This is a genomic window from Streptococcus sp. DAT741 (genome assembly GCF_009866825.1).
In the GTDB taxonomy this organism is placed as follows: domain Bacteria; phylum Bacillota; class Bacilli; order Lactobacillales; family Streptococcaceae; genus Streptococcus; species Streptococcus ruminantium.
Genome location: NZ_CP019557.1, coordinates 1431648 through 1453344 on the forward strand (window position 1 = coordinate 1431648; position 21697 = coordinate 1453344).

The window sequence follows — 21697 nt, forward strand, 5'->3', positions numbered from 1 at the left end:
TAGAGTGTCCTTATTTTTAATTTTTATCTTTCTTCCAGAAAATCTGGGAGAATCAAATTACTATTATTGAGAAATGATTTAAATTGTTCTGGATCGTTTTGATATAAAGCACTTAAGATTATTCTAGCGTCATGTTTAAACTCACTAGTATTAATTGGATTTCGAGTTCTATCAAATCTATCTTCTCCATGGGAATATTCGTTATTTATGCGTTGTATAAACGGAGAGTTTTCTTCTCCGAAATATTTAATAACTTTATTATCATTATTTGTTTTATAATCTGGATATTTAAAATATAAGAGAGTTTCAATAAATTTTCTACCATTGTTTGGAAAATTGTAAAAAACTGAAAAATTATTTTCATCTTCATCTTCCGTCGCCACTCTATATATTTGTTCAAACAGAAACACGAACTCTGTAACTTTATTTGATAAATATTTAGGCAGTTTTTTAATAAAGCTTCTTGATGGGCTAGATTCAGTTTCTTTTATTTTTTCTATCAAGTAATAATCTTTTTGAGCAGAAAATCGATTGGTATATTTCAAAAAATCTAAATTATGGGTAGAGAGAAAATACTGCAAAAATTCCTTTTTCTCAAGAAGTCTAAAAATAAGATTATAAATATAAAAAATATTATTCTCATCCAGACTAGAAATTGGATCATCGATAAATAAGATAGTTTTTGACTTTTCTTCCACAGACAAACTCTCTAGCCTTGCAATATAGTAAGCAAAAGCGATTAATGATTTCTCTCCTTCGCTTAAATTATAAGCTCTTTCTTCATTACGAGAAACTTCGAAATATATTCCTTCTTCTTCATCAATAGATTTCAAGGAAATTTCTGCGTGTGCCAATGAGTTTTGAAGTATAATATTTATACGTCTTACTGCTTCAGACTCTGATTTTAAACTACTTTCAAGTTCTAAAATGTCTTTCTCGAGTCTTTCTTTCTCACCTTTTAAGTCTTCCCGTTCCTTAGTTTTTGCTTTTATCTCTTTTTGAAGTTGGCTAATTTCTTGAGATAGTATAGCAAATTCAGATAGGAGGATTTCTTTTGAAATATAATATCTTCGAAGAAAGTCTATGCTTTTAGTTTTTCTTTCCTCAAATTGTTCTATCTGTTTAATAGTATTATCATATAACGAGTCAATCTCAACTTGAATTCCAGAAAAATTATTCCATTCTAAATCATCAATTTCAATTTTTGAAAAAATATCTCGCTGTTTTTCCAAAATTTTCAATTCAAGTGTTTTCAGAACTTCTTTTCTGTTACTAATAATATTTCTAATATCTTTATTTATATTTTGAATATCGGATGTAGATTCCTTAAAATAATCATCTTTATTAATATATGGAACAGAATCCAACTTCTGGATTTCTGATTTCACCCTACTGCTATGTAGCACCAACTCTTTTTCTAAAGAGCTTAACTCATCAGAAAAAGCCAATTTTAGATTTTCAATGAAATTACTATCAATGCTGTTGCCACAAAATATGCATTTTTCTGGATTTTCTCCATGGATATCAACACCATGCTTAATCCAATTTATTTTATCTGGATTATTTTTATATTCATCTAAAATGTTGCTTACTGACACAATTTTGGATAGTAGTTTCTTCGTACTTTCTAAAAACAATGTGAAATTAAAAATTTTATCCGAACTAACTAAATCTATTTTTTGTGGTTTGTTTATGTTTTTTTCGAGAATTCTCGCTCTGGCTTGTTCAATACTCTTTTCTAACTCAGCTAGAGCATCCTTGTCATCTTTTGACGGCAGAATAGGAAATTGAGATGAGTGTTTACTGAACTCCTCCCTTATATCTCGTATATCATATTTATTACCAACTACGACCGAGGGGTTCTTTAGATTCTTAATTTTTGAAGCAGTTGTTCTCAGTTTTGAATCTAAACCATCTCTGCTGACTTTATTCTTTTTTTGCTTCTCAGTTATATCCGATTCAATCTGCGACAATTTTTCATTTCTAGGTTTAAGTTCGTTTAATCGTATATCTTCAATCTTTTTTAAAGTCTCATTAGTATCACTACCTATCGAAATTTGGAAACTATTTAATTTATTGTCATTGTGAAGATAAATATTATCGTCAATAAATCGCTGATTAAAAACCTTACAATCTATAGGTAACGTATGAGTAGCTATTCCAGTTGATTTGATAAATGTCTGGTCAGCTAATTTGATTTCAAAATCTATATCTCCGTACTTTTCTGGAAGTTGCTTAAGTTCAATACTTTGAAAAATTTTCGAATAAGTACTTTTTCCAGAATAGTTTCTGCCATAAAAAATATTAACTCTTCCATCATTAAAATCGTTACCGATACCTGACTGACTATGCTGTTTGTAGTCTTTATAGCAACCAAAATCTTTAATGTCAATTTTTTTGATTTCTAAATTTAACATATTTAATACCTCTTTTTAATTATATCATATAGAGATAGCATTAACAGAACATATTTAAATTAATTTTGAGTAAAAATCGTTCTAATCGGTCTTCGAATCGTGTAGATGAAGAAAATTCTTTCAATCCCATAAAATGAGACTTTTATGCTTAATCTATCACATGAAATACTACAAAACTTAGCCTAGATTTGTCAGCCCAAATCATTCCTAGAGTTACTTTAATCCTATTTCTGCCTTAACAGAAAAACTCACCAAACAACAATAAGATAGCTTGAATATCTCCAAGTTTATGACGAGAATTTCCACATACACACAAGTTTCAAGATTAATCGTTGAAATAGTAAATGAACTAATTAATGAAATTGTGATTTACGAGTCAGCTGGTGTGAAACGTAACCGAATTATCCAGATAGACATTTATTGCAATTTCATCGGAAAACTATAAAAAAGCGAGTCAGGCGGACTGACTCGCTACTATTAACCCCTAATAACTAAACTGCTAGGTGTCAGCTAGACTAACAAGGCGCTTTTTATATACTTTTTCAAGACTTATTCAACTTCATATCCCATCAAGAGTCCACCATCTTCTGCATAGAAACTACACAATCCTGAAGTTGCAACTTCATCAATAATGGCTGTTGGAAAAGTAGCTTTTACCAACTCTGAAAACTGTTGGAAGAATTTAGCATTATTACGATGAGCCATTACAATGCGACCACCCCTATAACCAGCTTTTTTCATTTCCTCAAAGGCTACTATGACAGATTTTTTATGCCCACGCGCTTTTTGAAGTAATTCCAGTGTCCCCTCACTGCTAGCTTCTCCAACCATACGGATATTGAGAAGCCCCACGACAGCACCGACAATCTTGCTGAGACGACCATTTTTTACGAGATTGTCCACCTTAGCTAAGACAAAAAGAAGTTTGCTGCGTTCCCTATAGTGAGTGATAGCCTCTACTACTTGATGAAAATCCATTCCTGTCCCAATCAAGCGATTGATTTCATCAACCAGTAAATCCATCTCTCCACCAGCAGAAAGGCTATCAATCAAGTGAATATTAGCTTCTGGGTGTTCTTCAACATACATGTCACGTGCCACACGAGCCGCATTGAAACTACCTGACAAACCACCTGTAATCGTTACAACGATAATATTTTCCGCACCCTCGAAAGCTGCCTGATAAGCTTGTGGGCTTGGACAGGCCGAACCTGCTGCAGAGGATGAAGATTCCATAACTTCCATCATTCGGTCAATATCCAAATTTGCATCGTCCACGAAGGCTTGTTCCCCTATTTGAATCGTCAATGGTACGCTGATGAATTCAGTGTCAGGAGCTAAGTGATTCAGTTGACGATAGTCGCAGCCCGAATCTACAACAATTTTCCATTTTGGCATAATTTTCTCATTTCTAGTCTTACTTTTTTATACTCTATAAAAATCAAGAACACAGATATCAACTCTCTAGTAGACCTCTGTTTCTACGGTAGATTTCAGTCTGCTACAAAGACTAGAAAATGGCAAAACCATCCTCAGCTTGGCGAACGCAGCTTCTACCACCTCAAACTACTAGAGCGTGCCTATTTTTGATGTTCATTGAGTATTATTTGACAAAAAGTCTCTATTTACTTACAATTATATCATTAAACTTCCCCATCTGAAAGCATTTTCTTTCAGATGTGACACTCGGAAAAGGAAAATTATGGTAGCTCGTAAAATTTCACCACAATCTTTAAAAAATCTTTATCAATCAAATAAAGAAGCTAATCAGCTGACCAAGGAATCTATCGAAACCGCTCTGCTATTTCTCTTAGAGAAAAAAGACCTCAGACAAATTTCTGTGTCAGAGTTGGTTCGTAAGGCTGGAGTATCCCGCAATGCTTTCTACCGCAACTACAAGTCAAAAGAAGAAATTTTGGAGGCTTACTACGAGCGAACTTCTGCTTCTCTGAAGAAAAAATGGCAAAACTTACAAGCCAAGGTACAAAAGGATGGGGTTCAGCAAAGTTTTGTAGACTTCTTGCACCACAGCAAGGAAAAAGCTGATTCAAGTAAGGCATTGTCCAATGTCAGTCAGTGGATTAAAGAAAAAACAAAGCGGGACTAACTGATGTCCCCCGAGCAGTTATAATGATAGGATTTAGTTCTGTACTGGAGAGGACTAGGTCCTTTTATTATTGCAATACAAAATACACTCTGTAATGACGTATCAACTTTCCCTTTGTACAAAATATATGCTAGGATTGTGAGAGGCTTGAGAAAGATTCTCCTTCTGTCCTTTCTTTTTCATGAACATAAAAAGCGGCTCATTGTCAACTGTAGTGGGTGACTTATAGCTAAACGCGAGAGGAGACGAACTTCGTCTTCTCATTTTTGATGTTCAAAGCGATTAAGATACGTTTCTTGAAATTGTCAAAGTTCTTGTAACCAAAGGCATTGCGCTTGATGTCTTTGATGAGTTTGTTAGTGGCCTCAAGTTTAGCGTTAGAGTAAGGCAATTCAATGGCGTTAGTGATGTAGTTTTTATAGCGAATAAATGTGCTCAAAGCGGTTTTAAAGGTGCGATTGAGATGAGGTAAAGCGTCTTGAATTAAGCCCCAAAACTGCTCAGTATTCTTCTCTTGCAGGTGGAAAAGGAGTAACTGGTACAGGTCATAATAAGATTTTAACTCAGGGACTAGTTTGAACATCTTATTGAGACATTCTCTAGGAGTTAATGTTTCTCTAAAGGTTCGAGCATAGAACGCCTTAGAAGATAGTTTCCGACTATCTTTTTGAATAAGTCTCCAGTAGTACTTAAGAGCTCTGTATTCAAGAGATTTATCGTCAAATTGCTTCATGATTTCAATACGTGTTTGCTTGAGAACTCTATTGATGTGCTGGACAATGTGGAAACGATCGAGAACAATTTTAGCTTGAGGAAATAGAACCTTGATGAGAGGAATATAACTTCCAGACATATCGACAGTGACGACTTTAACTTTTTTTCTAGCTTCTTTCGAGTACTTGAAGAAATGATTTCGGATGGTTGTTTGACGTCTGTCATCAAGGATGGTAATGATTTTCTTGGTGTTAAAATCCTGAGCAATGAAGGCCAGTTTTCCCTTCTGGTAGGAGAACTCATCCCAGGAAAGCACTTCTGGCAAAGTAGTGTACTCCTCTTGGAAATGAAATTGCTTGAACTTGCGATAGACAGTAGAGGTAGAGATAGCGAGCTTAGCAGCGATATGGGTAAGAGCCTCTCTGTTGAGCAATAGGTGAGCGATTTTCTGTCTCACTATTTCAGAAATTTGGCAATTTTTCTGAACGAGAGATGTTTCAGAAACAGTTACTTTTCGACAGGACTTGCACTGAAATCGTCTCTTTTTCAAACGAATGAGGCTAGGGAAACCGGCGATTTCAATAAAAGGAATTTTAGAAGGTTTCTGGAAGTCGTATTTGATTTGTTTTCCTTTACAGTGTTTACATTTGGGAGGGTGATAATCAAGTGTAGCGGTGACTTCGATATGGGTATCGTGTTGAATGGCTTTATTTAAGATGATATTTTTGTCTTTAATTCCGATGAGTAATGTGGTATTATTGATGTGTTCCATAAGATACTTTCTAATGAGTTGTTTAAGCGCTTTTCATTATAAGTCTTATGGGACTTTTTTGATACTCAAAAAGCCCTATAATCTCCACAGCGGGTTTACCCACTACAGAAATTATAGAGCCTAAAAAGCATCCCAAGTTCAGACTTTTGGGATGCGACTTCGACAATGTCAGATTTCAGTCTAGGATTCCTTCTTTCCTAGTTTTCTATTTTTCTTGAGGGCTGCTACTACTGCTTTGATAATAGCATAGCGAAAACCTGCCTTCTCCAGTGCCACCACGCCTGCAATCGTTGAACCACCAGGCGAAGTCACTTCTTGTCGAAGTTGAGCTGGGTGCTTGTCACTTTGCAAGACCATCTTAGCTGCACCCGATAAGGTCTGAGCAGCTAAGACCTTGGCTTCTTGAGCTGTCAGACCACTCTGTACACCTGCATCCATCAGCGCTTCAATCATCTGATAAACAAAAGCTGGGCCACAACCTGCTATAGCTGTTGCTGCATCCATGAGACTTTCTGGCACTTGCTGGACTTGACCTGATTTTTCTAGGATTTGTTCTAATAGCAGAGCGAGTGCTTGATTACTCAGACTATAGGTAGTCATGCCCTGACCGATAGCAACCGGTGTATTGGGCATAATACGAACGAGCTGATCTGCTGGTATATATTCTGCCAGACTTTTTAGTGTTATTCCCGCCGCCATGGAAATCCAGATAGTAGCTGGGGTCTGATCTATCTGCTCCTGCAAATCCATCAAGACTGTTCTAACCAGATGAGGCTTAACCCCAAGAAAAATCACCTCGGCCTGCTCTGCTATTTCTTTATTAGACAAAAGTTGTCCGCCTAAATGAGCCTGAATGTCCTTGGCCTTGATTGGATTATAGTTACTGAGCAGGAGATGGGTATCTGGTTGCTGGCTGACTGCTTGTGCAAGTGCCGCACCCATATTACCCAGTCCAATAAATCCTATTTTCATTCTATCCTCCTGATACAGCTACCGCTTATTTTTGGAAATTATATCATACCTAGGTAGAAAATACTAGGCTCCAGTCTTGTCATTTTATCCCTTTTAGGACTACTTTGAAGCAGCCTTTGACACTCTATCTGAACTGTACTTTGCTTTCTCATTTTTCGATTCTGGCTTTGACAAGCGCTTATCCCCTAGATCAAAAAATTGCTGAATGGTCAAACAAATGGCGCTTTCATCAATCTGTGAAAGCAAGTAATCTTTCTCAAAGAAGGAAACAATCTGCTGTCCATAGCGTTTTGTTTGGACACGGTGATCCAAGACAACAACTACAGACTCTTGATGGGAATGACGATTGGTACGACCGATTGCTTGTTTTAACTTGATCATCATCATGGGCAGGCTGTAATCATAGAAAGGATTCTTCCCTTCTTCTCGCAAATGCTGATTGATTTTATGAACAAAACGATCCTTTGGATTATCAAAAGGGAGTCGTGCGATGACTTGGATTAGTTGTTCTTGACTGGCAAAGTCAACTCCTTCCCAGAAAAGACCTGTCCCAAGCAAAATAGGGCAATCTCCACGTTCAAATCGGCGTTTTATTGACATTTCCTGACCGTGCTTGTGTTGAGCCAAATGGGGGACATTGCTCTGATCTAGAATAGTTGACACTTGTAAGAGCAAGGAAATTGAAGTGAACAAGACTAAAATAGGGTAATCCAGCTCTGCTATTTCTATCAAACGCCGAGCTACATAGCGAGCATGCTCTTCCTTTTCCCAAGAGAAAACATCAGGAAGGTTGGTTGGAAATATAATTTGCTGGTTGGTGACAGCTTGTGTCGGTAACAAGTCCATGGTGAACTGGTCAAATCCCAATAAATCAGGTAGATTTACCTTCTTACTAATGGTTAAAGTTGCACTGATATAAAAAGTCTTGGTGACTGGCATATACTTGGCTACGTCCAATAAACTGTCTTTTGAACCACGTAGATAGGCAATCCGCTTGTCTTCAATTGTCTTTTCTTCCAACCAAAAAGTGTCATAGCCATTCAGAAAATGGTCTAACTTATTTAAATCGACATCCTTGAGTTCTGAGAGATTTTGTTGTACTTGAACCAACTCTTCCTTCTCCACACGCCTATGACCATACTGGCGGAAACGAGTCAGAAGATGATTGAACTCAAATTGACAGGATTCATATAAGCGCTGATCCAGTAGCTGATTTGTCTTATCCTTCTTACTTTGTAGTAATTGCAATACATCTAACAAGTCATAGGAGTCTGTAGCTAAATTTTCTGCTACCAAAAGAAACTTCTGCGCTTCATCTACTACCACTAAACGATTGGCTATTAGAAAGTCTTGATCCTTGAGATGGCTGATGAAATAGGCATGATTGGTGATTAGTAGCCTACTGGAAGCAGCTTGACCTTGTAATCTTTGCCAAAAGTCCCATCCCCAAAAAAGACTATCAACCTCGACATTTCCATCATGGGCAATCTCATCAAAATAACTCTGATAGCGCTGTTTTTGCTTGAGTTCATCTAAATCACCTGTTTTAGTTTCACATAGCCAGATAAGAATATGCATTTTAAACTGGTTGACCAAACGATTTTCATCCCATCTCTGCAAGGTTTTCCAGTAGTTATCCAGCTTGATAAAGTGCTTTGGAGCTTTGAGGGAGGAAATAGAGAGGTTAAATACTTCCTGTAATTTTCGTCCCTCTTTCTCCATAATCTGTTCTTGCAAAATCTTTGTCGGAACAGTTACTAATAGCCGATGATCTGACTTAGCGAGCAGGGGGAGAAGGTAACCATACGTTTTTCCCAGTCCAGCTTGCGCTTGGATAAAGTGTACGTGCCCCTCATCAGCCAGCCTTTTCTCTACCAAGTGAGCAAAAGCGGTTTGATTCTTGCGTTCGTGTAGACCCAAAAGATTCAGATTGGTCAAGAAATCCTCAGAAAAGTGAGAGGCAACCTTATCCTTACCTTGTTTTTTTAGGACCAGACCATGAACTACTTCTACATCCTCTCGCACAACTTCTGACAACTGTGGTACCATCTCATCAATAACTAAACGTGTTTCATAGAGAAGATGATCTGCTAGCTGCAAGACTGACTCAATGACCATTTTAGGGAGAGTTTTTATTTTCTCTTGAATTTTTATCAGCAATCGGGCAGTAGCCATGGCATCTGAGATAGCTGTATGAGCTTGTTCTAAACCTAGATCCAAATACTCAGCTAAACTTCCTAGACTATATTTTTCAAATGTTGGGAAAAATAGTTGTGCCAGTTCTACTGTATCCACCCTTGGTGTTCGTAAATCATAGCCTTCAAAAAAAAGTGCCTCTGCCAAAAGATTAGCATCAAACCTGACATTGTGAGCGACAAAAATAGCATCCCCAATCATGTCATGGATGATTCCAGCTACTTGCCCAAAATCGGGTGCCTGACACAGTTGCTGATCTGTGATACCTGTCAGCTCCTTGATATGTTCATCCAAGGGATGGTAAGGATTGACATCAGTCTCATAAGTATCGGTAATTTTCCCGTTTTCAACCATGACAATCCCTATCTGAATAATTTTTGCATCCGTCCCTGTACCTGTTGCTTCTAAGTCCACAACAGCATACCGATTGCATGTTTTAGTCTCTTTCATAGATTTATTATAACATGATTAAAACTTTCTTAGTAATCATACCTCATCATCACTGTTCAAATCTTATCACCCTAACACATTTTTTCTAGGCAAAAGCTTCAAACAAATTACATGAAGGATGACTATTTTTTTGTTACACTAATACAGTCTTAGATTTAGATTAAAATGTGTATTTTATTGAATACCAAGGGAGAAGCTATGAACATCCACAAATCCGTCAACCCAGTTGCCTTTCAAAATACCTATTATCTTGAAAACAACACACATATCATTATTATTGATCCAGGAAGCGATTGGAACATGATTCATTCCACTATTGAGAAAATTGGAAAACCAATTTCTGCTATCCTTTTGACTCACACACACTATGATCATATCATGAGCTTGGACATTCTACGTGAAACCTATCATTTTCCACCTGTCTATGTGGCTGAAAGTGAAGCTAGTTGGCTCTACACACCCGAGATGAACCTATCTGGCCTACCGAGACATGATGATATGGACAACGTAGTCTGCCGACCAGCCGAAGAGGTCTTTCAATATGACCACGACTACCAGCTTGACGGTTTTCATTTCAAGGTTGTGCCAACACCGGGGCATTCTATCGGCGGTGTATCTTTCATTTTTCCAGATGACGAATGCGTCATAACTGGAGATGCTCTTTTCCGCGAAACGATCGGTCGAACTGATCTGCCAACTAGCAATTTCGATGACCTGATTGCTGGTATCAAGAAACATATTTTTACTCTACCAAGCCACTACACCGTCCATCCAGGCCACGGTCAACATACTACTATTGCACACGAAAAAAACTTCAATCCATTTTTTAGAGGATAAAACAAAACCTGCCTAGTTTCCACTAGAAACTAGGCAGGTTCTTATTTATTTTCAAAATAGTAGTCTGTTTCCAGCTGCCTCTTTGATTGCGCCAGTAGGATAAAATCCTACTTTCGGAAAAAGCTGAGAAGCTTGTGGATTACTTTTTGTATAATCCAGATGAACCTTCCTAAAATCAGACAATAGCTGATTCAGTAGCGCTACTATTATTTCAGAGCTAATACCTTGACCAGCAAACATACCATTTACCATAAAAAGACCAATCTAGGCGATAATCAAGCCAAGGACTGCTACCAGCTATCAATTCAATAGGCAACTATCCAATAAATTCTTGCTAGAAAGGCAATCTACTAGGTCTTTCCAAACTCGATTCAGGCGGAAAATGTTATAAATAGAGAGGATTTGGCTGATAAAGAGACAAAACCATTGGCAAATCTTTTTCTACTAGTTTACGAACCTGAAAAAGATTAGAAAAATGATTGCTCTTCATCTTTGTGTTTCTCTTCCAATTGACCGATTGTTTCAAAACGAGTCTCACCACTGCTAGCTAGAGCTTCTGCTTCATAAGCATTGATAATTTGGGCAACGACTGGATGACGGACTACATCTTTAGCAGTAAAATAAACAAAGTCAATCTGTGAAATGTGACTCAGTTTCTCAGTCGCATCAATCAGGCCTGACTTGACCTTACGTGGGAGATCAATCTGGCTAATATCGCCATTGATAATCATCTTAGAATGAAAACCAAGACGAGTTAGGAACATCTTCATCTGCATGATAGTGGTATTTTGTGCCTCATCCAAGATAACAAATGCATCGTCTAAGGTTCGTCCCCTCATATAGGCAAGTGGAGCTATCTCAATAATCTCCCTCTCCATCAGACGCATCGTCTGCTCCTTACCCAAAATTTGGTAAAGAGCATCGTAGACAGGTCGAAGGTAGGGATCTACTTTTTCCTTTAAATCTCCCGGTAAAAAACCTAGGCTTTCGCCCGCTTCTACCGCAGGGCGTGTCAAAATAATCCGCTTAACTTGACCACGCTTGAGAGCTGTCACCGCAAGAGTAACCGCCAAAAAAGTCTTACCTGTACCCGCAGGACCAATGCCAAAAACAATATCATGGCGTTTAACACTGTCTACATAGAGCTTTTGACCGAGAGTCTTGACACGAATCGGTTTTCCGTAGTTATCTTTGATGATTTCTTCTTCGTAAAGTGCGACAAATTTTTCAATCTCATCATTTTTCACCATCGAAATGGCTGTCACAACGTCTGGGGTACTGATCATCAATCCTCGACTAACCAAGACTAAAAGAGATTGAATAACGAGACGAGTCTGCTCAACATGGTCTTTCTGCCCAACAATTTGAACTTTCTCTGTTCGTGCATGGATGACCACGCCGAGTTCTTGTTCCATCAGACGCAGATGGCGTTCGTTGGTTCCAAACAGACTAAGAAGGTCGTCTGGATGATTCAGTTGAATATCAATCGAATGTTCTTGCAAGATAGACTCCTTTTCCTGTGCTTTTCTCTATTATAGCAAAAATAGCCCAAAACGAGCTATTTTGTCCTATCATATTCATCAATGACCCAAATAATCTTCCCATATCGCATCAAAATCGGACATGGAGAAAGAAAAACTAGCCGACTCTTCCAAAAAGCGACTGATTTCGTCAAAATCATTTGATTGCTTTGGAAAATCATATTCCTCAAAAACATAATCTGCTAAAACTGCCACAGGTGCATTACTTTTAGGATTGCGCTGGGTCATCAACCAAGAATAAAAACTTCTTCTCACTCTTCTTACTTTCTAATAGAATTTTCCCTATAAAATTTGACACAAGCATCATTATTTTTCAAACAGTTGCTCGCTTAGACCATAACCTATCATTAGTAGCTCTCTGAGAAGGCTAGTAAGGAACATTCACTTTCTCCCCTTCTACAGTCTCTCTAGGATTGCAACTGTTGGAGATCATTATCAAAAATGATATGCCTTTTCCATCCCACTCTCCTCTTCTCGCCACCTGAAAGGAGAAACTCATCTACATACTATCGGCATGATTTTCTAGGTCAATTCGGTACCAAATTGATCCTGCTTAACCTTACCAACCTTCATCAAACCACCGAGCGCTTTTTTGAATTGACCTTTGGAAATACCAAAGGTGGCTTTGATGTCTTCCGGAGCAGATTTATCATTCAAGGTCATAAATCCTCCATTGCTTTCCAGATAAGTCAAAATCATCTGGGCATCATTTTCTAACATCTCAAATGAGCGGGGTTTAAGGGAGAGATTGAGAGTGCGATCAACCGCACGATAACCGATTACCCGCACTTGCAATTCCTGACCCAAACGTGGCTCTGAAAAACGTTCATTCGGATGGATGAAGCCCAACATATTATTGTCAGGTAGATAGACAAAGGTTCCATTCATTTTCAAACGATAAACGATGGCTCGCAAGTTTTGATTCTGCATATTATCATAAGCAGGACCAGCAAGCTTCTGGAAATCTTCCTGAAAAGCAGGCAAAGCCCAGAGGCGATCCTTCTTATCAACATCCAACTTAACATACAATTTATCACCCTTTTTGGGCCATAATTCCTTGAGTTCAGGTAATACATCTAAAGAAACAACTACCTGTTTATCTGGCAAGCCTGTGTCTACAAAAACCCCTAGATCTTTACGAACTTCTGTGACGATCCCCCAGCCGAGACTAGTGCGAGTTGCCCCTACTTCTCTAGTTGTCAAACGTAGCTTCTGTCGCATATCTGTATAGGCAAAACCTTTCACAGATTGTCCAAGGGCATGCTCCCCCTCTTCTTTTGACAGCGCAAAAGTCATGCCTTCCTTTTGAATAAAGTAAAATTGATCATTCTCATCAGTCACTAAACCGACGATATAGTGTGCTAATAAATCATTCATGATTTTCTTCTTTCTGACTAAAAAAGGAGAGTCCGTCTAACTCCCCTCATTAGATTTCATTATTTGAGTCATTCCTAGGGGATAGACAGCACCTAAGATGAAATAGTTTTTTGGGTTTCTAACCAATTAGGAAAAATGGCTAGATTATACCTCCAACAATTCTTTTTCCTTGTCAGCGGTCATTTTATCAATCGTCTTGATGGCATCATCGGTTACTTTTTGGATGTCTTTTTCAAGAGTCTTCAATTCGTCTTCTGTAATTTCTTTAGCTTTTTCAGCTTTTTTCGCCTCATCCATAGCATCACGACGGATATTGCGGATGGCAACTTTTGAGTTCTCACCAACTTTTTTCACATCCTTAGCCAAATTCTTACGTGTTTCCTCTGTAAGAGCAGGGATAACCAAGCGGATCACTGTACCATCAGATTGTGGTGTCAAGCCAAGATCGGAAGCATTCAGAGCACGCTCAATATCTTTTAGGATTGATTTATCAAACGGTGTAATCAGTAAAACCCGTGCTTCAGGCACCGTAATACCTGCTAACTGATTGAGCGGGGTCTGCGCACCGTAGTATTCTACCGAAATACGATCCAACAAGCTGGCATTGGCACGACCAGCACGAATATGGCTAAACTCACGTGCCAAACTCTGATGGGACTGATTCATGCGTTCTTGTGCTTTTGCAATAATTTCTTTAGACATAGGATTTCCTTCTTTTTATTTGATTCAATAAAATGTAGCGTTTATTTCAAAAATTTATTTTTCTTCTGTAGAATTTGATACTGTCGTACCAATTGGTTCACCAAAGACAACACGCTTGATATTGCCAGCTTCATTCATATTGAAAACAACCAAATCAATATCATTGTCCATTGAGAGAGTTGAAGCTGTTGCATCCATGATTTTAAGACCACGGTTGATGACCTCACGGTGGGTCAATTCGTTAAACTTGACAGCATTGGCATCTTTTTTAGGATCGGCATTGTAGACACCATCGACACCATTTTTAGCCATCAAGATAGCATCTGCCTCGATTTCTGCTGCACGAAGAGCTGCTGTTGTATCTGTTGAGAAGTATGGCGAACCAATACCTGCACCAAAGATAACAATACGACCTTTTTCAAGGTGACGAAGAGCACGACCACGAATATAGGGCTCTGCTACAGACTGCATAGCAATTGCTGTCTGCACACGTGTATCCACTCCTAGCTGTTTGAGTGAATCTGCCATCACAAGAGCATTCATGACTGTCCCAAGCATGCCCGTATAGTCTGCCTGAACACGATCCATACCTGCTTCCGCAGCAGGTTCCCCACGCCAGAGGTTACCACCGCCGATAACAAGAGCAATCTGAACACCTGATGCTGCGACTTCCTGAACTTCCTTGGCTATTTTCTGAACAGTTTTGATGTCAATTCCAACCCCACGTTCACCAGCCAAAGCCTCACCAGATAGTTTGATTAGAATACGTTCGTATTTAGGTTTCATCATCTCTCTCCTCTTTTTTATCCCTACTATTCTACCACAAAAATAGTTTTTTTTATACTGAAATCTCCAAGAAAAAAGGAAAATCCTTAGTGAATTTTCCTCTATCTAATTTATACTAAGCGTAATTTTCTCCGCAGCACCTGCGCTCTACCTCCAATTAACCGATCTAATTGACGTGTTTTTAAGGTTAAAATTACGAAGATAAGGAGACCGGCACTTCCTGAAATGGTAAGATGAATAAAACTTGATAGATAGCCATTTGCTGGGAAAAGTAGATTGAGTAAAAACTCGACAAACCAGACAATTATCCCCATTGCCAAAGAAATCCAACTGATCGTCACAACATCCTTAACCACTAATTTTTCATCAATTCCTAAAACCGTATCAATTCGTCTATAGAAAAGATAAAGCATGATTCCCAAACCTAAGATGGTCGAAATAAAGCTACCATAAACTTTAAAGACATAAATCATCGGTACCTGTAAAACAAGCTTAACCAATATTCCGATTAAAAAGTAGTAAATGCCTTTTCTATTTTCAAAAATAGCTTGAATAACGACACTGATAACAGAGTAAAGACCCAGAGGAAGGATAAGAAATAGATTCCAAATAAATAGTCCAATGGCAATCTCCTCAGATGGACCATAAAAAACAGAATAAAGAGGGCGGGCTAACAAAACTGTTCCCACAATAGCTGGAATGGTAAAAATAAAGAGAAGCTGCAAATTATCAGCAACTAGATTTGAAGCTGATTTTAGGTCTTTTTGGACAAATTTTTCTGTAATCAATGGAATAGCAACACTTCCCAGACTTTGTGATATACCGATAATCATCATGGTAATCTTGTTTGGATTGGCTGCCATGTAGGAATACAACTCCAACAACTCCGAATTCGTGTAGGTTGTGATCTGCTCCATCACTTTGATAAAAGTTACTTGATCAATGAATTGGAGCAACTGAATCGTCAAACTCAGAATGATGATTGGAACAGCATCCCTCACTGTTTCCTTGATCAACTGACCTGTGTTGATAGAAATTTTCTGCTTCTTAGCGTGAATCAACTTACTTAAATAACCTTGTTTCCAAAGGGTGTAGACCAGAATCACAACACTAGCAATCATTCCAACAAAGGCTGCAAAAGTAGACTGAACAACCGCATTGAGGTAGTTCCCATCTCCTAATTTCATGATGGTGAATGTCGCCGCAAGAATCCAGATCACACGCACCAACTGCTCTGCAAGCTGACTGATAGCATAGGGCTTCATGTCATGCCTACCTTGGAAAAAACCACGAAGAATACTCATAGCAGGAAAGATAAACAAAGGAGGTACCAGACTATACATCACCGGAATCAACTTCTCTTTAGAACCGGAGGCCTCGGCCAGCCAAGGAGAGCTAATATACATGGCTCCTGCAAAGACTGCACCAAAGACTAACATGATCTTAAAGAACTCCCTAACCAAGTAAAGTGAAACATTTTCCTTGCCCAGAACATTGTATTTAGCCACCTGCTTGGCAATGGCTGTCGGCAAGCCAACTGTTGAAATTAAGAGAAAGTTAGCATAGATTTGATAGCCCATACTAAAAAGGGCGTTGGCTTCTGCCCGATACTCCCCTAGCCAAATGTACCAAGGGATAACATAAGCCACTCCCAAAAGGCGACTAAGAATATTTCCAGCGGTTAACCAAGCCAGCCCTTTAGCCATTGTAGCCTGTTCTCTGGACTGCTGTGTTTCAACTTTTTCGGACATGAATACATCACTCTTTCTACAAAATGGTATCATCAGGTAACATTACTTTTACTATAACCCTTTTATTATAAACCTTTCTGTTACCAATGTAAAATATCTAGTAGACATCTCAAAAAGTACTGAGAGAGGATTGGTAGTTTTCTCTTCAAAAGTGCTCAATACCCCAAAAAGCTCCTTGTCCCCATTGTAGGTGACAAAGAGCTTTTGCATATCTGTATCGTGATAGATCCATCACAGCAAGCTATAGCGAAGCTCTATCCTTTCGTTTTTTAAAGGAGTATTCTGAAAAGAACCCCTTATAATGGACAGTATAAAAAGTACTATACTGTTCTTATAAGGAGGTTCTTTTCTCATGGCTAAAAAAGGAAGTAAATTTACAAAGTATCCACCTGAATTCAAAATACAAGTAGTCGAGGACTATCTTAGTGGGAAAAGTGGTGGTATGGACTCAATTGTAAAAAAGTATGGCTTGAAATCAAACAATCAAGTCCTCACATGGACTAGAAAATATCGCGAAAATCCGCAATTGCTCCACCAAGATTTAAGAGGTGCTAAATCAACTGGTCGCCCAAAATCAACCAATCTTGATGAAATGACAATAGAGGAACAGAATGCCTTTCTTCGTATGGAGAATGACATTTTAAAAACCTTAAGGACTCTCCTCAGAAAGTGAGAAGAGTCCACCTTTATCAAGTCGTTGAACAATTGAAAGAACGTTATTCCATCTCCCATTTATGTGCCTATTTGGGTTTCCCTAGGTCATCATACTACCTCTGGTTAAGCAATGGAAAACCTGAACACAAGCGGTTTAACCCTGACCTAGCACAGGTCATTACAGCTATTTTTAATGAGACTCAGAAAGGTTATCGTTTCATTTGTTATCAACTGAGAAGAAAATACGATATTTTCTGTCATCCTAAAACTGTCCTACGCTATATGCGTATTCTGGGTTTGAAGTCGCCAATTCGAAAGAAACGCTATCATTCTTGCACGCAGCGTGAGATAAATGAAAAGGCAAGACACGTCCACTACAATGTGCTTGCCCGAAACTTTAAAGCAGAACGTCCTCTCCAGAAACTAACAACGGATGTCAGTTATGTTTACCACAAACAGGGAAGGATATTCCTTAGCGTCATAAAAGATTGTTATGACAACTCTATTCTAGCATATACTCTTTCAGATTATAATGATAATCAGCTCGTTTTTGAAAATTTAGACCTTGTCTTCAATGAAAATTGGGATGCCACACACATTTGTGTCTTGCATTCTGATCAAGGTTTTCAGTACACCAACCAACTTTATCTCAGAAAACTAGACCAGTATGGTGTTACAATTTCCCATTCTGGAAAAGGGAATCGTTATGACAATGCTTCTTGTGAAAATTTCTTTTCCCATCTCAAGAGTGAGTCCTTACGACTCTTTCCTCCTAATAACAGAGATGAACTCAGCCAACAAATTAAAGAATACATGGACTGGTATAACTATGATAGACCACAAGAAATATTAAAAGGTATGACCCCTACGGAATTCAGGGAGTCATACCTTACTAACTAATATTCTTTTTTACACTGTCTATTTTAGACGGGGCTTGACATTCTAGTCTTCTTTTTTATTCTGCATTTTTGAATAGCCAAACAAACCCAGAATAATCGCTGATAATGCAAGGACCAAAGGAAGGGCAAGATTTTGTTTCTTCTCAGTAGCTTTCTTCACTTCTTGTGCTGATGCTACTTGTTCCTTAGACGTTGCTTTTTTATCTTCAGATTTTTTCTCAACATTTGCTTTTTCACCTTCAGAAGCTTTCGGAGTAACTGGGTTGTTCTGAGTCTGTTCCGTAGTTAGCGATTGAGCTGGCGCTTGATGCGTGGTTGTCGCTGCTCTTTGCGCTCCAGTCTGACCTTGTGACACCGCTGAACGCTGAGAAGTTGACTCCTGGTGTTGAACCGTTGTCACGCCGGATGCAACCTGTGACTGAGGTTGAGCTTCAGATTGACTGTTGGTTTCCACCTGACGAGCCACCTCTTGCTCTTTGTTTTGAGTTTCAGCAGCCTTACGTTTAGCTTCTTGTTCTGCCTTGGCTTTTTCAATAGCGGCTTTCTCTTCGGCCTTACGTTTAGCCTCTTGTTCTGCCTTAGCTTTTTCAACAGCGGCTTTCTCTTCGGCCTTACGTTTGGCCTCTTGTTCTGCCTTAGCTTTTTCAACAGCGGCTTTCTCTTCGGCCTTACGTTTAGCTTCTTGTTCTGCCTTAGCTTTTTCAACAGCGGCTTTCTCTTCGGCCTTACGTTTAGCTTCTTGTTCTGCCTTAGCTTTTTCAACAGCGGCTTTCTCTTCGGCCTTACGTTTAGCTTCTTGTTCTGCCTTAGCTTTTTCAATAGCAGCTTTCTCTTCGGCCTTACGTTTAGCGTCTTGTTCAGTTTTGCTTTGTTCTTGAATCTTAGCTTTTTCTGCTTCAACTTGACGTTTAGCTTCAGTCTGACGAGCTGCCGCTTCTTGTTCTGACCTAGCTTGCTGCTTGGCAATATTTTCCTGTGTTGCCTGCAATCCGCCAGTTAGGTTCACTACTTCAATATTAGAAGCTAGGTGGTCACCAGTTGCTCTGGTACGGATTTCATACTCACCATCTACCAGCCCTTTTAAAATATTACCCGAACTCCAGAACCATACTGTATCACCTTTCCGGCGATATTCCATGTCTTTATTAACTCCAACAATCTGACCTGAATAAGCTTTAACTCCATATGGATCTTTAGTCTTCTTAATTTTTACACGTTGAACGGATGATGCAAAAGCTTGATCAGTTCCTTTCACTCGAACAAAAATATCTGCAAGTCCAATATTCTTGAGCTCAACCCGATCGCCAGTAATATCTTTCCAAGTACCTCTAAGGATTCGGTATTCCATCCCCGGTGCAACATTAGAAAGGTAGCCTTCATTTTCACCTGTTGCTGTAAATACTGCTTTAGGTGTGTCTGCTCTCTTAACATGAATAGGAACTTCTGAATCAGCTAATGTGAACTGATAGTCCCGTTTATGGATAGCCACTTTAACCTTTGCATCTGTCATTCTTTCCGGCTCATCAAGGAGGAGCCTATATTCCTTATTAGTTCCGTTTACTTTTTCAATTCCTGTCAGTTTAGCTCCTGTTACTGTGATGTTAGCCTTATTCAGTTCAACACCTTTATCTAATTTCACTAAGATATTAGAAATTCTTGGATTTTTGGTCGAGATTTCTGTTTGTAACTGCTCGACCTTAACAGTTGTTTCCACTTTTTGTGGCAATAAGGTCACACCAAAACGATGCAATGTGTAACCACCATAATATTCTTCGTGAATGGCATATTTAGCAAAATTAGTAATCTGACTTAATTTTTTTTGAATCTCATCAGAGGTTATTTTATTTGGAGCCATAACTTCCATGATGGTTGCAGAATCTCTCTTAGGAACAGCCTTATGATACTGTCTCTCTAAAATCGTTTGAACATCCTCGAGGGTTCTTGCTAAAACACCATGCTTTTCAAATCCATAATATCTGTAATGTTCACCCATATCATTCGATTTAATAAAGCCACGTTTTGTTTTTCGAGTTAGTTCAAAATCTTCATCGTGAATCAGTAAGTGCTCGCTCTTACGTGTATACTTAACATCTTTAAAACCTGCATCATCCCAAGTCGCATCGACATGATACCATTTCCCATCCAGTTCAACAACATTCCAGAGGTGTCGTTCACCTCCAGCAGGTCCAACTAGGGTTTGGCTTGGGATATTCATTTTATCAAGCAAGAGTTTTAGTCCATGACCGTAACCTGCACAAACCGTTTTCTTCTCAACTAAAGCAGAATAAGCACTCTGGTCTTGTCCAGATCTAGCTACATACTCAACATTATCAACCAACCAATCATGTGCAGCCTTGACTTTTTCAACGTCTGAGAGACCTTCAAATGCTTTGACAATCTCTTCTGCAGCCTTATTTGCTTCTTCATCTTGGCGAATATCTTCCATCCCCACTTTACCTGGCAATGTTACTAAACCGCGGTACAAATGCTGATTATAGTGAGCCCACAACTCAACAGTCTGTGTTTTTTCCTCATTATTCAGATTTGTCACAGTACCATCCGCACTCAAATGTAAAAGCTGAGAATTATTTTCTCCGTTTACTTGCTCGTCATGGGCATAAACTTTATCATAAGGGTACCTAGTCCGAACATACCACTTAACGTCTTCCGCCGCTTTTCCACCGCCTACCGGTTGTAATGATAGCTTAACAGATTGATCTTTTCGAATGGTAACCTCTTTTTGAGAGATTTCGTATTGACCATCATCATAGTAGTTGTTAGCAATGGGATTCAAAATTGTTTCTTTAACTTTATTATCGGAAACTTTGGTACTTTCCTCAATAGATGTTGGCAGCGCTTTCTCTTCGGCCGCATCCAAGTCACTTTTGCTCTCCTCGGTGGAAATGTTAGAGTTCTCCGTAGATGTTGGTAATGCTTCCTTTAGAAAGTCCTTTGTCTCTCCAGATTCTGTTGAAGTATTTTCAATTGCAGGACGGCGCTCATCATTCGTAGAAGGCGTAGCATCTGCGGTCGAATTATTGCCCGCTAGCATTGTCGAGTCTACTACACTAGTCTCAGCCGCTTGAACTGTTGCCATGTTTCCAGTCAGCAAGAAAAAACCAACTAGAACTGAGCCTACACAAACACTCATTTTTCTAATGGCATAGCGTCTTTGTCTATCCGCATTTTGATGATAATTCACGGTTATTCTCCTTTGATGTTTATAAGATGTATCTAATTCACAAAAACCCTCAATTATTATATATTTTTTAGCTCAAATTATCAAGCATAATCTTATTATTTTACACTTATATACAGAAAAAATACAGACAAAGCACAGAAAAAAATTATATAAGAAAATTGGCAGTTCAAAGCTAGGAAGATAGACTAAAAACAAGATGACAACCTACTAACTGTTCTATTACAAGTGAGCATCAAAAAATATGATACCTTTAGCCTGGTCTCTCGCTTACGAAAATATAAAAAACTCTTTGCCAATCAATTACAATTGACAAAGAGTCT

17 protein-coding genes are annotated in these 21697 nt (G+C 38.6%); 5 read left to right on the forward strand and 12 right to left on the reverse strand.

What is annotated here, in order from left to right; translation table 11 throughout:
- Nucleotides 1-23: 23 nt before the first annotated feature.
- Nucleotides 24-2417 carry an AAA family ATPase gene (locus BZG42_RS06760; RefSeq protein ID WP_159780106.1) on the reverse strand — a complete coding sequence of 798 codons (2394 nt, stop codon included), beginning with the start codon at nt 2415-2417 and terminating at the stop codon, nt 24-26.
- Nucleotides 2418-2706: 289 nt separating this feature from the next.
- Here BZG42_RS06760 and BZG42_RS06765 point away from each other — a divergent pair, with 289 nt between their 5' ends.
- A complete protein-coding gene (locus BZG42_RS06765; RefSeq protein ID WP_155995852.1) occupies nt 2707-2862 on the forward strand; it encodes a DUF4368 domain-containing protein in 156 nt (51 codons plus the stop codon).
- 104 nt (nt 2863-2966) lie between these two features.
- Here BZG42_RS06765 and BZG42_RS06770 read toward each other — a convergent pair whose 3' ends face one another.
- Nucleotides 2967-3815, reverse strand: coding sequence for a DegV family protein (locus BZG42_RS06770; RefSeq protein ID WP_155995850.1), 849 nt, complete (start codon nt 3813-3815; stop codon nt 2967-2969).
- A gap of 304 nt (nt 3816-4119) precedes the next feature.
- Here BZG42_RS06770 and BZG42_RS06775 point away from each other — a divergent pair, with 304 nt between their 5' ends.
- Nucleotides 4120-4524, forward strand: a complete 405-nt coding sequence (locus BZG42_RS06775; RefSeq protein WP_024532586.1) for a TetR/AcrR family transcriptional regulator — start codon at nt 4120-4122, stop codon at nt 4522-4524.
- Between the two features lie 229 nt (nt 4525-4753).
- Here BZG42_RS06775 and BZG42_RS06780 read toward each other — a convergent pair whose 3' ends face one another.
- The 3 genes from BZG42_RS06780 to BZG42_RS06790 all read right to left on the reverse strand — a co-directional run bounded on the left by BZG42_RS06780 (nt 4754) and on the right by BZG42_RS06790 (nt 9628).
- Nucleotides 4754-6010 (reverse strand): ISL3 family transposase, encoded by a 1257-nt coding sequence (locus BZG42_RS06780; RefSeq protein ID WP_159780108.1) that lies wholly within the window; start codon nt 6008-6010, stop codon nt 4754-4756.
- 180 nt (nt 6011-6190) lie between these two features.
- Nucleotides 6191-6982: a pyrroline-5-carboxylate reductase gene (proC, locus tag BZG42_RS06785; RefSeq protein WP_155996057.1), complete on the reverse strand. Its 792-nt coding sequence runs from the start codon at nt 6980-6982 to the stop codon at nt 6191-6193.
- A gap of 99 nt (nt 6983-7081) precedes the next feature.
- Nucleotides 7082-9628, reverse strand: a complete 2547-nt coding sequence (locus BZG42_RS06790) for a bifunctional DnaQ family exonuclease/ATP-dependent helicase (protein ID WP_155996055.1) — start codon at nt 9626-9628, stop codon at nt 7082-7084.
- A 198-nt stretch (nt 9629-9826) separates the two neighbouring features.
- Here BZG42_RS06790 and BZG42_RS06795 point away from each other — a divergent pair, with 198 nt between their 5' ends.
- A complete protein-coding gene (locus BZG42_RS06795; RefSeq protein ID WP_024532583.1) occupies nt 9827-10465 on the forward strand; it encodes an MBL fold metallo-hydrolase in 639 nt (212 codons plus the stop codon).
- Between the two features lie 467 nt (nt 10466-10932).
- Here BZG42_RS06795 and BZG42_RS06805 read toward each other — a convergent pair whose 3' ends face one another.
- From BZG42_RS06805 to BZG42_RS06830, 6 genes are all read right to left on the reverse strand, one after another.
- Nucleotides 10933-11967: a PhoH family protein gene (locus BZG42_RS06805; RefSeq protein ID WP_024532993.1), complete on the reverse strand. Its 1035-nt coding sequence runs from the start codon at nt 11965-11967 to the stop codon at nt 10933-10935.
- A gap of 78 nt (nt 11968-12045) precedes the next feature.
- Nucleotides 12046-12261 (reverse strand): YozE family protein, encoded by a 216-nt coding sequence (locus tag BZG42_RS06810; protein WP_024532994.1) that lies wholly within the window; start codon nt 12259-12261, stop codon nt 12046-12048.
- Between the two features lie 267 nt (nt 12262-12528).
- Nucleotides 12529-13383, reverse strand: coding sequence for an RNA-binding virulence regulatory protein CvfB (gene cvfB / locus BZG42_RS06815; protein ID WP_155996051.1), 855 nt, complete (start codon nt 13381-13383; stop codon nt 12529-12531).
- 144 nt (nt 13384-13527) lie between these two features.
- Nucleotides 13528-14085 carry a ribosome recycling factor gene (gene frr / locus BZG42_RS06820; protein ID WP_024532996.1) on the reverse strand — a complete coding sequence of 186 codons (558 nt, stop codon included), beginning with the start codon at nt 14083-14085 and terminating at the stop codon, nt 13528-13530.
- 54 nt (nt 14086-14139) lie between these two features.
- Nucleotides 14140-14874: a UMP kinase gene (gene pyrH / locus BZG42_RS06825; protein WP_029751462.1), complete on the reverse strand. Its 735-nt coding sequence runs from the start codon at nt 14872-14874 to the stop codon at nt 14140-14142.
- 107 nt (nt 14875-14981) lie between these two features.
- Nucleotides 14982-16622: a putative polysaccharide biosynthesis protein gene (locus tag BZG42_RS06830; RefSeq protein ID WP_155996049.1), complete on the reverse strand. Its 1641-nt coding sequence runs from the start codon at nt 16620-16622 to the stop codon at nt 14982-14984.
- Nucleotides 16623-16974: 352 nt separating this feature from the next.
- On the opposite strand from BZG42_RS06830, the gene BZG42_RS06835 reads away from it, so the two are divergent.
- Both BZG42_RS06835 and BZG42_RS06840 read left to right on the forward strand, forming a co-directional pair.
- A complete protein-coding gene (locus BZG42_RS06835; RefSeq protein WP_120171284.1) occupies nt 16975-17295 on the forward strand; it encodes a transposase in 321 nt (106 codons plus the stop codon).
- On the forward strand, nt 17292-18176 hold the full coding sequence (locus BZG42_RS06840) for an IS3 family transposase (RefSeq protein WP_159780110.1): 885 nt from the start codon (nt 17292-17294) through the stop codon (nt 18174-18176). The genes BZG42_RS06835 and BZG42_RS06840 overlap by 4 nt, the downstream gene beginning before the upstream one ends.
- A gap of 42 nt (nt 18177-18218) precedes the next feature.
- On the opposite strand, the gene BZG42_RS06845 is transcribed toward BZG42_RS06840, so the two are convergent.
- Entirely contained in the window at nt 18219-21377 is a 3159-nt protein-coding gene (locus BZG42_RS06845; protein WP_159780112.1) for an MAG6410 family transglutaminase-related lipoprotein, read from the reverse strand.
- Between the last annotated feature and the right edge of the window lie 320 nt (nt 21378-21697).